Here is a 13,078-nt window from a genome sequence, read left to right on the forward strand (position 1 = left end):
AAAGTTCATATTTGACAGTACATGTGCGCGAGGAACCGGACGAAATTATAAATACAGGCTTTGATGCTGCAGAACTGGCTGGAATAACCGTATCGACAAACCCACACAGCGAAGATAAAGATTGGCCGGAGTACGGTGCGGAGTGTGGTCTCAACTTCCAGTTCGATATCTCCGAGAACCGCGACCCGTACGAGCGGGTACTAATGGTCAGTCTCTCTGAAGCACTCTGGCCACGGAAGTGGTCAGACGACGGGAAATACGCGGAGTTCATCGACGTCGTTGTCGACTTAGCCTGTGAACTGGCCACTGCATACGATGCGGAGTACATTCCGTTACTTATAACGATTGACCAGTACAGTGACATTGCGCCAACAGGGATGCCATTCGCCGGCCACATAGACCAAGTACCACAACTGGCCGTCTACTCCGAGTCGCTCTTGGAAGAGCTGGGCGGGTTCGAAGCACTGTACGGCGGCGAGCCGTGGCGGTACGCGGAACTCGACAGCGGACACGTCTTCGCGATGACTGCTGACGGCCCCTGGAGGAACTCCGAGTTCACTGACTCGGAGCAGCGAGACTTACAGCGTGGAGGCACTGAAACTGATAGCGGCTTCGCGGACCCGTTTACCGCCCTTGACGCTGGCGAGTACGGGACCGATGCAGTCGTCGCCAAGGACGATATCGCCCCGGAGTTCACCAACGAGGCGCTGACGCTGGAGCGGGTGTACCGGGACGACTCAGACACCCTCCGTCGCGTCAAGGATGATTCATTCGTCCGGCGACTCATCGACAACGGAAACGCACTGGGCGAGCTACCGGAAGACGCTGACCCGGACAGCGAGCGATTATCAGCACTCATCGAGGGGTCGATTCCACCGGCGTTCGTCCGGCTGGACGACCCCGAGGGCGAGACAATCGTCTCGAAGACGCTGGCGCTGGATATCGAGACCAGCAAGTTCGAGTTGCTGGTGAGTCTTGCACAGACCGCCCAATCGGCGGATGTCTCCGACGACGTGATGGCGACTATTGAGGGGATACTGGACGAACTGGGCGAGATGGATGATCAAGACGGAATCGACCAGTACATTCAGGCGAAGCTTCTGTGACAGCAGTCTCTGTTCGCATTACTTGTAACAAATACTGAACGACCGCGACCGTCGCACTGTCCTTTGACTCCAGCAAGTCGATATCCTGCAGAAGGGGCTGAGCAGTTCCTCGAAACTCAGACGGGTCGTCGATACCGCTGACTCGGCGGTGCCCGACCGGGTGCCAAACGGCGTCAAACCGACGGCGCTGCGCCGGGCCGGGAAAGTCGACAACGCGGTCCCCGACGCCGACGTGCCGACCGGCCGGATGAGCGCGAAGCTTAATGACATGCCCGGGCCGCGCCGTCAGCAGGTCACCGAGCAATTCGACCGACTCAACAGCGACGGCAAGAACTACCTCGGCGACACGGACATCGAGGACCCTACGCTGAAGGCCGCCGATCTCTTCGAGAACACCGGCCCGAAAGGGCGGCGAGCGCTCAACGACCTCGCCGAGACCGACCAAGACGCCGCCGACGTGCTGTTACGGATGGACGACGCCGCCGCCCAGCGGCGGTTCACCCGGGCCTACGAGAGCGACGCGGTCGATAGTGACGAACTGTCGACAGCGCTCAGACGCTACGACGAACTGTACGCCGATGAGAAAGCGGTGGCTCGGGGGGCTATGGCGCGGTCTGATACGGACGCGGTCCGACTCATGCGTACCGATGTCTGTAATAGTCCCTGCGATGGGGTCCTGAAATCTGTTGAGGACTTCGTCGACAGTCGCAGCGGACTGGACCAAGACGCCTCGGACAAACTCGTCAGAGCGTTCGAGGATTCGGACGATGTGCCTGACGGTGTCCCAGGCGAAGAGCCGGGCAAAGTCATGGAAGATCTTGAGTCGCTTGACGACCAGAACGTCGACCGTCTGGATGATACTATCAGTAGGATATCTGGTGACCAGTCCGGCTACACTGGACTCGCGGGTGAGACCCGCACGGCACGGCGTGTCATCGAAAACAATGACGACGCAGATGTCGAGATGGAGTCGATGGTTGATCCCGACAACATTGACGACGAAGATCTCCCCGATGGCGTCACCAGAGACGACCTCAAAGAAGGTCCGACCGACATCGACGTCAACGACCGTAACGGGGCCGCGTACGAGTCGAAGAACACCAAGGACTTCACACCGCTGTACCCCGACAAAGGCGAGTATGAAGAACTCGGCGGGAGACTCAACAGCCTCCGCGAAAAGCTAAATACACAAGCTGCGAGCGGCCAAGATGAAATTGTCGTCGTTATGCGACAGGACCAACTTGACGCCAAGTACAGTGACGAAGTTACCGGTGAATTCCCAGATACTGTGGATGGTGTCGAAACTCCTTCCGACGTTGGGCAACTGGTTGAGGACAACTTTGATGACGTTAGTGTCGAATTCAAGAGTTATAATGAGTTAGACGAATGAATATAAGTAATCGAATCAAGCAGGAGGGGTTAGTATCCGCCTATTTTTACAGCGATGAGCAGCCAGTCGAAGCGGGAGTTATCGACAGAACACTTTCAATCTGTGCAGACATGGGATTGACGGAACACGTGACCGATTCGCAACCGTTGAATCCGGAAGATGCGACCCTCTCGGAAAAAGGCCGAATCTCGGTTCATTCCGAGAACAGAGAGATACGTTTTAGGTTTCGTTTCGACGACTGGAGCGGACCGATTGACACCATGCTAAAGATGTCTGTGGATGCAAACCGACTGGTCAAAACAGATAGTAACTCGGCTGATACGTACACGGGCCCTGCGCAGATATTCGTCGAACTGATTCGCCGACTCGCGGAAGAACTTGACCCGTTCTACGTTTCGACGTTCAACAGGGCCATAATGGACGGTGAGATAGCCCCGACACCAGAGGCAGTCCTACCGCTCGAGACACCATTCGAACTAGAGCGCATCCCGTGGCTGGGCGTGTACTCTCAATCGTTGATCGACCGGTTTGGCGGCCGTGAGCGGGTTCTGGACACGCCGGCGTGGATGGTCGAAGAACTCGAAAACGGGAGTATCCTTATCATCACGACCCGGATACCTTTGTATGACTACGGCAGTAAACACCCAGCAGACCGGTATCTGTTGGATGGGGTGGATCGAGCGGACGCCGTTTCACCGCCGAGTGACGTGACACTGTCAGATCCGTTCGCGAGTTTCGACCCCGATGCGATCGGCACTGATGTCTGTGTCCACCGTGACGATATCGTCTCGGAGTTTGCCAACGAGGACTTACGACTTGTCCCCGTCCGCGTCGACGAGCACCGGAACCTGCGGCATCTCGATACCGGCACATTCGTGCGGAACGTTGTCACTGATACCACGGGAGACAAGGCAGATATCGTCAAGCGAATGCTCTCAGATATACCCGCCACTGCTGAAGACGATCTCTACGTCTCGGCGTTGCTTCGGGACGTAATCCCACCATCGTTCGTTCGACTGGACGATCCCGAAGCCGAGAATGTCGTCACGAAGGTGATGGACCTCGACACCACCGTGAGCAAGATCAAACTCCTCGCGAGTCTCGGCCGCGTGGCCCAACAGGACGATTTCACCGCCGACGACCTCGACTCAATGGAGGGCGCACTGGACACGCTTAACGAACTCGACGACACCGAGAACATCGACCAGTACATCCGGGAGCGACTGCTGTGACTGCAGTCTCTTTCGACACTCCTCACCACAAGCGCTGAGACGGACCAGGACGCCGCCGACGTGCTGTTGCGGATAGACGGCGTGGACATTACGATAGAAGTCGTCGATGAAAGTAAAAACACAGCAATCACAGGATAATTCGGGAAATTAAAAAATGGAGGACTACGACTGGATAGAAATTGCTTATACATTTGATACAGTGCCATCTTTAGCAGTCTACAAATCACTCTTCCGAGAACTCCCTCAGCATCTTGATGAAACAAATCGCTCTGACGAGATTGAAGTCGTATACTGGGACAGAGATGATGAAAGGATGGAAGAGTCTGTGGAATACAAACGGGTTGCCCAAATCGCGATAGAATATCCAACTATAAAAGTGAAATTAGAAACAGGTTGGGAAGATATTTCAATCGCATTCGAAAAGCAAGGCCTTGGTTTTCCATTGTATGAATCAACGCCATACTTGGAATTTACGACGTGGATCTACGCGCTCCAGAACCCTGACGACGAACACGCCGACAGAGTGAAAAAGAGCCGGCGATGGGGCTGCTGATGCTCGTCACCGATCCGTACACGCCGCTGGTCTTTATCATGGTCGGCACTCTCATGACGGTCTTCTTAGGCCGTCTCTCGCCGGTCAAATACCTTCGTGTGGCGGCCCCACTCGCGGCGCTCGCGGTCGGTTTCGTGTTTGTCTACCCGTTCGTCGTCGGTAGTCCCGACGGAGCATCCGGGGAAATCTTGGCGTTTCTCGGACCATTCACGGTGCGAGAAGCGGGGTTACGAGTCGGGGCGGCCACGGGGCTGCGCATCCTCGCGCTGTCCGTCCTCTCGCTTCTGTTTGTCATAACGACCGATACGGAATCGTTCCTCCACGCACTTGTACAGAACGTCGATATGCCCTACCAGATTGGCTACAGTGCAATGGCCGCCCTTCGGTTCGCACCGATGATGCGGTCCGACGTGCAGACGGTCCGGGCTGCCCATACAGTCAGAGGAGTGCCGGATACTAACGGACTTCGCGACCGTCTCCAGCGGGCGACTCGCTACGCGATACCCCTATTCGTGAATGCGATCCGTCGCGCCGAGCGCACGGCGCTCGCGATGGATGCACGGGCTTTCGACGCGTACGACGAGCGAACCTATCACCGCAGGCAATCGGTCACCAAGAAAGATGTCGCGTTCGTCACTCTCTTCTGGACGCTAACGGTCGGAATCGTTGGGGCGTTGTGGTATCTCAAAGCGCTTGGAGCGTTGACCCTACTACGATGATTTTCAGTATTACAACCACGGATTGCTGTACTGATACCGTGCATACCGGATACATTCGTACGTTCTGTTTTAGGCTAGCCTAAAAATTAAACGAGTGGGGTTCGAATCTGAAATAGATGTCAGCACTTACTAAGAAATGGATGGGCCTCAGGAACTGGGAGACGAGAGACTTGCTAATCGTCGCTACACTAGGGATCGTCCCTGGGCTGGCGCTACTGCCAGTCGTATTTACGGGGTTCACGATCCGGGCAGCGCTGGGTCCGCTGGGGACGATTCTGAACGCCGAACTATTCTATCTCCCCGGGTTGATGACGCTGTATATTGTTCGCAAACCCGGCGCGTCGATACTCAACGGGGTCTTCGTGGGACTTGTCTGGATCCCACTCACGCCGTTTGGCTTGGCAGTTACCATCCCGACTATCGTCGCCAGAATCGGTTCGGTGATTCCCTTCTTCCTTACCAGATACCGTCGATACAATCGAGCCACGATGCTAGTCAGTGGCGCGTCCGCAGGACTCCTCTCACTGGGTGCGATCTATGTCCCATCCAGCTTCCAGATCCTAGCGGTACCGGTTCAGGGTGTGCTCATCGTGGGTCACGATCTCAGTGGGGCGATTCTGAGTGGTCTCCTCGCGAAACGACTATCAGACAAGCTCGCTGAAACTGGCGCTCTCTTGGCGTATCCGGTTGTTGACGACGTGGACATTGGGGCGTGACCGCAATGTTAGAAATCACCATTTTGGCCGATAACAGAGTCGCGAGTCCGTACCCGCGGGGGTTGCGTGGTGAGTGGGGGTTTTCGGTCGCTATCGGGGACGTGCTTCTAGATACTGGCCAGTCGGCTGCTGTCCACAACGCGAAGCTGCTCGGAGTTCCCATCGAAAAGTTCGACTCAGTCGTCTTGAGCCACTCGCATTTCGATCACACGAGCGGGTTATTGGACGTCCTGAACGTGATGGACCAGCCCAGTCTCTACTGCCATCCCAATGTCTGGGACCATCGATATCTCGACCGAAACGGGCAGTTCGACGGCGCTCCATTAGGCATTCCCTACACGAAGCCGACTGTCGAAGCCAAGTCAGAAATTGTTGAACATCGAGACCCTATCGAGATTGTCGACGGCGTCCATGCGCTCGGCGAAATTCCACGGACGCACCAGGATTACACGATCGGAAAAGTCAAGCGGGAAGAGGGTGCCGTCAAGGATCAAATCGTGGACGATCAGTCTGTGGTTGTCGAGACCAGTGAAGGGCTGGCACTGGTGCTGGGCTGCTGCCACGCTGGGTTACGGAATACGGTCGAACATGCGGAGTCAGTCTGTAGCGGGGACGTTCGATATATTATCGGTGGAACACACCTCATCGCCGCCGATACCGAGGAAATTCACGCGATATCAGACTGGCTCGGGGAGAAACTCGATCGACTCGTCGGTGCCCACTGTACTGGGACGACGGCAATGGGGGTGCTCAATGAGCGTCTTCCAGAGGTCTTCGAATCAGCAGGTGTTGGCAGTACGATACGACTCGAAGGAGACGAAGTACTATCATGAATATGCGAATGGTAGATCAGTGAAATAAAGAAACACATCAAAGTATCCACTGAGGTACTGCTATCCTGTTTCAACGCCGATACCCATTTTAACACGTACTACTCGAAGTTTGAAACGAGTAGGACGCTCTCTCGAGCGTTCAAGAAGCAGTCAGGTGCTGACCCAACAGCGCTCTCGCTTGAGATTCCAAAGATTCTGGCTCTGTTGAAATCCTATTGGGTCGACAGCTTCCCTGTTGAAACACTGTTAGGTAGGTGTGTGTATCGGACGTAAGTCGCTGTACTTGAACGAGAGCCGCAGCCAGTACAAACATTCGGGTTTTACGTAAGCGTATACGTTTTAGGAAGCGTGCATCGGAGAGGACTCCTCCAGACAGTAAGTGCCGCCGCAGTCGCTTTCGGAAGTGGGTGTGTGAATTCCTCTGCCGACCGTCCGCGGTATCTCGAAGCCGTTTCCTTCCGGAACGATGACGATACCGGCCACGAGTTCGGGCTTACCGTCGAACAGAGCGGGAAGGTCGTCCAAGAAACGACTATCGAACTGGACCGATCTCAGGGACCTGTTCGAGTAGACTGCGAGTGGTCCAGTCGCGGTCCCTTCGTGGTGACGTGCACGCTTGACGGAGACCAGACGGAGACGGTTCAAGTAGCCGAAATCGAGGAGGGGTCCAGGGAGTATGCGGATGTCACGTTTATCGTAACCACGTTCGGGGAAATCAGCTGGTCGGGCGTCTTAGACGACGGTGGGGTTCGGAGTTGCTCCAGTACACCGTCTGGGTGACAAAACCGTCTGATGCCTACACTCAGTGCTGACCACCTTCTCTGTATCTACCGATTAGAGTGTACGGTCGAGATTGTGAGCAAGGCAGGCGATAGTAAATTCTCGAAATTGTTTCCACCAGTGCCGTGACCGGACGAACGCACCGTACTTGCGTTTGAGTCGGGAGTTCACCGTCTCGTTCTGACTACGCTGGCCATAGAGATCAGCATCTAGTCGAGCATTCCACGCATTGTGGAGTGACGAAAACTCGCGGTGCTTGATGAGCGGTTGAACACCGGTCTCACGGGCTAATGCGCGAACCTTCTCGTCGTCGTATCCCTTATCGCCAAGGAAAACCGCTACTTCCCCAGTATTCCGCTTGATGAGCGACGGCGCAATCTTTGAGTCGTGTTTTCGTGTCGTCGTTACATGTCCGTCGATAATCGCGTTCGACCTCGTGTCCACCAGAAATGTCACCTTCAACTGCTGAATAGTTAGCTTGGTTCGCTTCGTGTAGTGTTTCGAGGCGTGACTCCGGTCAAACCCTGAAGCGTCGATCCCAACGATACCGTTAGTCGGGAGAAGCGTGACCGAGAGATTAAGCAGAACACGCCAGACAGCCATATCGAGTCGGTTGAAGCTTTGCACAACGTTGAGGGTGACGGGAGTTCGTCCAAGTTGATGGCGTTCCGAATGCGTGGCATCTCGATGAGTTTGTCGAGAAGCGTCCGATACGTCGTGTTCTTCCGAACTTTGAGACAAAGTAGAACGATGTGCTGGTGGAGTGTGTAACGTCGTTTTGAGAACTTCGAGGAGTAGCGGGCGACAGCTCGTTGAGCCAAGTGGAATGCCTGCTCGACAAACCGGAGTAGCCGCGACTTCGGGAGGGCCTGCATCTGGTCACACTATCGGGCGGACGTGTAACCCTCTGAGGATTTCAACAGAGCCAACGAACTGGATTCGCCGCTAGGTGACGAGTCAGTCTACGCCGAGATAGAAAATCCACTCGCTACATCTTTTAGCGAACTCTTTACCGGGTCAAACTTCTGTTAGGACGTATGGAGGCAGTTCAACGGATGCTGTTTCGTGAACTCGACGGACGATGGAAGGGCCTCTTATTCTCACTCTTCTCGTTCATTTGCATCTTGGGTTGGTGTATTCGGTATTGTACTCAGCGGCACTCACAACATCTCTTTTGGGTATCGCGTTTGCGTTCTCTGGATTAGCCGAATCTCTTCCCCCGAACCGACAACGTTCGGCAGGGGTACTGCGAATACTTGGTCTCGGTATCCTCGTTGGCTTCCTTGCTCTCCTCATATTGGTTCCAGAATGGGTTAAGCGCAAGCAAGCGGGTTTGGCAACTACTTTAGCGACGGGGTGAGAGAGAGAACGCGGCGGTCGAGACCGAAGCGAGAGACCCGGTGCAGGCAGCGGACGAAACGGTCGAGCTGGCCCGGTCGCTCAGGGCGTTCTCCACGCTCAGTCGGTGTACCAGTATGCCCAGAGGATCAACACGCCCTGCAGCGGCAGCCGTGCCCAGCGGACCAACACAGAGGGATCGCCGCCACCCGTCCCCTCAATAGTGACCATGGAGACAGCCATGTAGACGTTCGCGGGAAAGATCGCGACGAGCAGTGCGATCGTCGCCCAGGCGGCGTACGAACGCGTCCGGGGCACCAACAGGCCGAGCCCGACAGCGATTTCGGCGACGCCGGACAGGTACACCAGCGCAAGTGCCGCCGGCAAGACCGGTGGCACGATCTGGACGTATAGTTCTGGCACGACGAAATGCAATATCCCAGCAACGACATACAGGAGCGCCATCACGTAGCACAACGGCCGTTTGAACTGTCGCAAGCCAACACGCATCGACTACGCGTATGGGGACCAGTGGAAAGCAAGTTGGGATTTGTATTCCAGTGAGAACAGAGTCGCGGTCTCTCACCCCGGAAGAAAGAGATTAAGAATTGCGACGACCAAGCCGGCAAGTCCCATCCGCGCTGCGGCAACGTACCACCGCTGGCCCGAAATCGAACCCATGTAAGCGCCGAACGCACCCAACACACCGATACCCAGGCCGACCGCGATGAGTGCCGCCTCTGCCATTGTGACAACGGTCCCCGCGACAACGAACGGGGTTAGTGGAATCAGAACCCCGATGAGCGGCCCCAGACCGCTCATTATGGCGTGTACGAAGCGGGCACCGCTCTGGTCACGTTGAACGCGGGTATCGTCGAGATCTTTGAGCATCGCCCGCTCGATACGTCTGATTTCGGCCCGGGTTTCGGCACGTTCGATTTCCCAGACGCTCCAGACAGCAGATGTCCCGAGACCGACTGCCGCGCCCAGTCCGATTTTGATGACAGTGGACCCATCTGAAACTCCCGAGAGGACAGCGCCGACGATGATGCCGATGCTCGTCAGCGTCCCGTCGAAGCCGTTCGATATGAAGTACCGGCGCGAGATTGCGAGGACGTCCTCCTTCCCGAGAAGACGCCTGAGGAGTTGTCGAATGGAGGCCACGGCGCATCAGCCATCCTGTAACGTCCGCCGGTCCGTGACAACCGCGTCACCGCAGGCAACCTGATCCACAGAGTGTACTGACCCGCCGAGGTTTTCGATCGTTTCTTCGATCGCCTCGAAGTCCAGATCTTCGCTTTCGAACGTGAGCTTGACGTTTTGCACTTCCTGATCTAATTCGATCAGGGACGAGGTGACGCCCTCGACGCTCTCAATTTCGGCCAGTTGGTTGGTGAACATCAGTAGGGGCGGATCGTGGGGCTTCAGTACGTCGATAACGAGGCGTCGGACTGCTGCCATATCTCAATACGGTGGGGGGATTGGCTTAAACATATGTGTCAGCACCGTCCTGTGGACGCGCCAGCCCTGGTGGGGCGTAGAGCAATCCGCTGTGTATCTCAGCCACAGATATGGCTGGAGAGCGCTTCGGCGGGCGAGATATTATTAGATGTCACTGCGTAGTCCAGCACACAGTCTCTGAATACAATGTCTCTGAAACCGTACCGGCGCGAGTGCTTTGATGCGTAGGCAACGGCATAGAGCACGCAAGGACGCAGAGAACACCATCAGGGAGTGCGAAAATGGGGACCCGCCTACGGACAATCCGACACGCCCTCCGCGACCCAGATAGCTGATCCACATTCCAGCACGCCACTACCACTATGTACGACACCATCCTGTTCCCAACCGACGGAAGTGACGCCGCAGAATCGGTCCTTGAGTACGCACTACAGATTGCAGCTGAACACGAGGCGACGATTCACATCCTCAACGTCGCAGACACTGGCCGAGACAGCGTCACCACAATCCGTGGTGAGGTCATTGACGTTCTCGAAACAGAAGGGGAGCGCATCGTGGCGGAAGCCGCACAATATGCGAAAGACGAAGGCGTCCCTGTCGTCTCTGCGGTCCTTCAGGGAGACCCGCACAAGACGATAGTCGACTACAGCAAACAGTCCGACATCGACTGTATCGTTATGCCGACGCACGGACAGCGTGGGATCAAGCGGATTCTCCTCGGAAGCGTCACCGAACGCGTCATCAACACGGCAGCGGTTCCCGTCGTTGCGGTCAACCCTGCCGAAGATCGACCACTCGCGTATCCTCCGAAGCACGTCCTCGTCCCAACGGATGGAAGCCGTGGCGCAGCACTCGCAGTGGCAGAGGGAATCGATGTCGCGAGGGCAACGGGAGCAACGCTCCATCTGCTTCACGTTGTCGAGACCGGCGGCCTCGGGCCGGATGCACGCTCCGTATTGAAAGAGGGAGAGTTGACTGAGCGGGCAAATGAAATTCTGGCCGAAGCGACCGAGAAAGTCGAGGAGGCGTCGCTTGACTCGGTCACCAGCGTCATCGAACACGGGACCCCCGCGAAGGTGATTTGCGACTACATCGACGAGAATGAAATCGATCTCGCGATTATGGGGACCCACGGACAGACTGATTTCAGCAGGTACGTCATGGGTGGTGTCAGCGCCAAAATCGTCCGGCAGTCCCCGGTCCCGGTGACGTGGGTTCGCGAGCCTGAATCCGCATCAAATGAGTAGTTCAGTTCGTGAATCGGCCGACACATACCAGCGTATGGGCCTCATAAATCTCTCCGCATGAGGGACCTCGCCAGTCCTCACGGTATGCGGGAGTGTTTAGTAACTATGGGGTTCATCTAAATCGGAGTATGACCACAGACGACTCACAGTCCGGTGGGGGAACGAACAAGGTCGACACCGTAATTCGGAAATACGATCTTGTCGGGATGGGTGCAGAACTCGAAGACCGGTGGGTCGGCGCCGATGGGGAGGAAGAAAGTACCCGAGACCTCGCTGACTACTTCAATCAGTCGGTGCTTGAGTCCGCCATCCAAGGGAGTGACGCTCCGACATTAAGTGGCGACATCCAGCAGGTCTATCACTCACTTCGAGAAGATGACGCGGATGCCCCGCTCATACGCTCCCGTCTCGAACAGAACGGGGTCGATGTCGAATCGGTGATGGGCGACTTTATCTCTCACCAGACAGTGTATCGCTATCTCAAGAACGACCGTGGGGCGGCCCGACCCGAGCAGACGCCCACAGAACGGAAAGAAAACGCCATTGATTCAATACAGCGCCTTCGGGGCCGAACCACCGCTGTAACGAGACAGACTATCGAGAGCCTCGAAAAGAACAACGCCATCTCGGCAGGCGATTTCAACATCATCAACGAGGTACAGGTGCTGTGTGAGGACTGCGGCCGTAGCTACGAGATTGTGGCGTTTCTGGAACAGGGTGGCTGCGACTGCCACTCCGAATGAGGATCGGGCCGTCTTATCAAAACGAAGCCGGGCCCCAAGTCAGTCGTTCTGTAAACCGACAATGCGCCACGCCAGCCAGCGGTCAGCCGAGCCTCGGGAACCGAGCAGTCTTACAGTCGACACCGCAGAACGCGTATTCCGAAACGTTGCCAGCACTATCTCTGGTCGTAACATTACGATACCGGACGTTTTCGTCAATCGGTGCTCCGCAGTGATCGCACTGTCGCGTTTCAATCGAGCTAATTACGATCCTGATAGATTGGCTCTCAACGCTTTCGGGGGCTGCACTCCGCGCTCGGTCCGCGTTTGCGATGTCTGCTGATTGTTGGCTACGGTACTCCTGCGTGTTTTGTGCGTTCATGATGTCGCTGATTATGGGTTTGTAGTTAGTGTCGCAGCGCTTCGTGAGATGGGTCATCGCGACCCGAAAACCGTCGGCTGGTGTTTGGGAACCAGCCAGGACCGACGTTTTCCACCTGTGTGCCGGCGTTTGCCCGCACTGTGGTGGTCTACGTCAGTTTAAAATTTGAAAAATGTAAAAAACGTAAAACCGGATGTGAAAGGATCTGCACCGATCAAGTGCCGGGACAGCGGGCTTGCCTGCCAAGCCGTACAGTCGACGCCCGGATTCATGTGCTTATCTTTAATGGATGTACACTTAATAGTTCCGTGAGTGGCGTTCACACTCGTCAAATATAACCAGCCCAAACCTGAGGGTACAGCGGGGCTGCACAACGTATCCGGGGCCTACAGCGGTCATCTCTCTAAAACGCCGAACTCGCTTCAAGCCTGTGACCGGACCCATCTCAGTGGCGAAGCTAATGGGCACTAACCAAATGATTAAATACAAAAGTTCCGTACTGGGAGGTATGGAACCGGGTACCAGAACGGTGGAAACGCCCCGGAAAGCGAGCCAATTAGCGACTGTAGCGTCCGGTTATACGTTTTTTACACTTCCTC

At 55.9% G+C, this 13,078-nt stretch carries 13 protein-coding genes and 1 pseudogene; 10 read left to right on the plus strand and 4 right to left on the minus strand.

Annotation, left to right across the window (positions count from 1 at the left end; all coding sequences use genetic code 11):
- Positions 1 to 23 precede the first annotated feature (23 nt).
- The 8 genes from AV059_RS00445 (at position 24) to AV059_RS00480 (ending at position 7,329) form a co-directional block, all read left to right on the plus strand.
- A complete protein-coding gene (locus AV059_RS00445; RefSeq protein ID WP_228841668.1) occupies positions 24 to 1,106 on the plus strand; it encodes a hypothetical protein in 1,083 nt (360 codons plus the stop codon).
- Between the two features lie 148 nt (positions 1,107 to 1,254).
- On the plus strand, positions 1,255 to 2,496 hold the full coding sequence (locus AV059_RS00450) for a hypothetical protein (protein ID WP_154020965.1): 1,242 nt from the start codon (positions 1,255 to 1,257) through the stop codon (positions 2,494 to 2,496).
- A 269-nt stretch (positions 2,497 to 2,765) separates the two neighbouring features.
- A complete protein-coding gene (locus AV059_RS00455; protein ID WP_228841669.1) occupies positions 2,766 to 3,728 on the plus strand; it encodes a hypothetical protein in 963 nt (320 codons plus the stop codon).
- A 154-nt stretch (positions 3,729 to 3,882) separates the two neighbouring features.
- A complete protein-coding gene (locus AV059_RS00460; protein WP_058991393.1) occupies positions 3,883 to 4,281 on the plus strand; it encodes a hypothetical protein in 399 nt (132 codons plus the stop codon).
- Positions 4,281 to 5,000 (plus strand): energy-coupling factor transporter transmembrane protein EcfT, encoded by a 720-nt coding sequence (locus AV059_RS00465; RefSeq protein WP_195156594.1) that lies wholly within the window; start codon positions 4,281 to 4,283, stop codon positions 4,998 to 5,000. The genes AV059_RS00460 and AV059_RS00465 overlap by 1 nt, the downstream gene beginning before the upstream one ends.
- 116 nt (positions 5,001 to 5,116) lie before the next feature.
- Positions 5,117 to 5,716, plus strand: a complete 600-nt coding sequence (locus AV059_RS00470) for an ECF transporter S component (RefSeq protein WP_079990683.1) — start codon at positions 5,117 to 5,119, stop codon at positions 5,714 to 5,716.
- 5 nt (positions 5,717 to 5,721) lie between these two features.
- A complete protein-coding gene (locus tag AV059_RS00475; protein WP_058991396.1) occupies positions 5,722 to 6,549 on the plus strand; it encodes an MBL fold metallo-hydrolase in 828 nt (275 codons plus the stop codon).
- 411 nt (positions 6,550 to 6,960) lie between these two features.
- Positions 6,961 to 7,329, plus strand: coding sequence for a hypothetical protein (locus AV059_RS00480; protein WP_154020966.1), 369 nt, complete (start codon positions 6,961 to 6,963; stop codon positions 7,327 to 7,329).
- 54 nt (positions 7,330 to 7,383) lie between these two features.
- Here AV059_RS00480 and AV059_RS00485 read toward each other — a convergent pair.
- The 4 genes and pseudogenes from AV059_RS00485 to AV059_RS21785 form a co-directional block, all read right to left on the minus strand.
- Positions 7,384 to 8,204 (minus strand): annotated as a pseudogene (locus AV059_RS00485) (IS5 family transposase).
- A 583-nt stretch (positions 8,205 to 8,787) separates the two neighbouring features.
- Positions 8,788 to 9,177 carry a MauE/DoxX family redox-associated membrane protein gene (locus tag AV059_RS00490; RefSeq protein WP_058991398.1) on the minus strand — a complete coding sequence of 130 codons (390 nt, stop codon included), beginning with the start codon at positions 9,175 to 9,177 and terminating at the stop codon, positions 8,788 to 8,790.
- A gap of 72 nt (positions 9,178 to 9,249) precedes the next feature.
- A complete protein-coding gene (locus AV059_RS00495; protein ID WP_058991399.1) occupies positions 9,250 to 9,831 on the minus strand; it encodes a VIT1/CCC1 transporter family protein in 582 nt (193 codons plus the stop codon).
- 6 nt (positions 9,832 to 9,837) lie between these two features.
- On the minus strand, positions 9,838 to 10,128 hold the full coding sequence (locus AV059_RS21785) for a DUF211 domain-containing protein (protein WP_058991400.1): 291 nt from the start codon (positions 10,126 to 10,128) through the stop codon (positions 9,838 to 9,840).
- 362 nt (positions 10,129 to 10,490) lie between these two features.
- Between AV059_RS21785 and AV059_RS00505 the strand changes: the two genes are divergently transcribed.
- Positions 10,491 to 11,375: a universal stress protein gene (locus tag AV059_RS00505; RefSeq protein WP_058991401.1), complete on the plus strand. Its 885-nt coding sequence runs from the start codon at positions 10,491 to 10,493 to the stop codon at positions 11,373 to 11,375.
- A 128-nt stretch (positions 11,376 to 11,503) separates the two neighbouring features.
- On the plus strand, positions 11,504 to 12,118 hold the full coding sequence (gene rdfA / locus AV059_RS00510; protein WP_058991402.1) for a rod-determining factor RdfA: 615 nt from the start codon (positions 11,504 to 11,506) through the stop codon (positions 12,116 to 12,118).
- Positions 12,119 to 13,078 lie beyond the last annotated feature (960 nt).

The sequence above is a fragment of the Haloarcula sp. CBA1127 genome (assembly GCF_001485575.1).
Classification (GTDB): Archaea; Halobacteriota; Halobacteria; order Halobacteriales; family Haloarculaceae; genus Haloarcula.

Coding starts and splice junctions, on each gene's coding strand:
- AV059_RS00455 (WP_228841669.1), top strand. CDS start 2,766: ATGTCTGTGGATGCAAACCGACTGGTCAAAACAGATAGTAACTCGGCT.
- AV059_RS00460 (WP_058991393.1), top strand. CDS start 3,883: ATGGAGGACTACGACTGGATAGAAATTGCTTATACATTTGATACAGTG.
- AV059_RS00465 (WP_195156594.1), top strand. CDS start 4,281: ATGCTCGTCACCGATCCGTACACGCCGCTGGTCTTTATCATGGTCGGC.
- AV059_RS00470 (WP_079990683.1), top strand. CDS start 5,117: ATGTCAGCACTTACTAAGAAATGGATGGGCCTCAGGAACTGGGAGACG.
- AV059_RS00475 (WP_058991396.1), top strand. CDS start 5,722: ATGTTAGAAATCACCATTTTGGCCGATAACAGAGTCGCGAGTCCGTAC.
- AV059_RS00490 (WP_058991398.1), bottom strand. CDS start 9,177: ATGCGTGTTGGCTTGCGACAGTTCAAACGGCCGTTGTGCTACGTGATG.
- AV059_RS21785 (WP_058991400.1), bottom strand. CDS start 10,128: ATGGCAGCAGTCCGACGCCTCGTTATCGACGTACTGAAGCCCCACGAT.
- AV059_RS00505 (WP_058991401.1), top strand. CDS start 10,491: ATGTACGACACCATCCTGTTCCCAACCGACGGAAGTGACGCCGCAGAA.
- rdfA (WP_058991402.1), top strand. CDS start 11,504: ATGACCACAGACGACTCACAGTCCGGTGGGGGAACGAACAAGGTCGAC.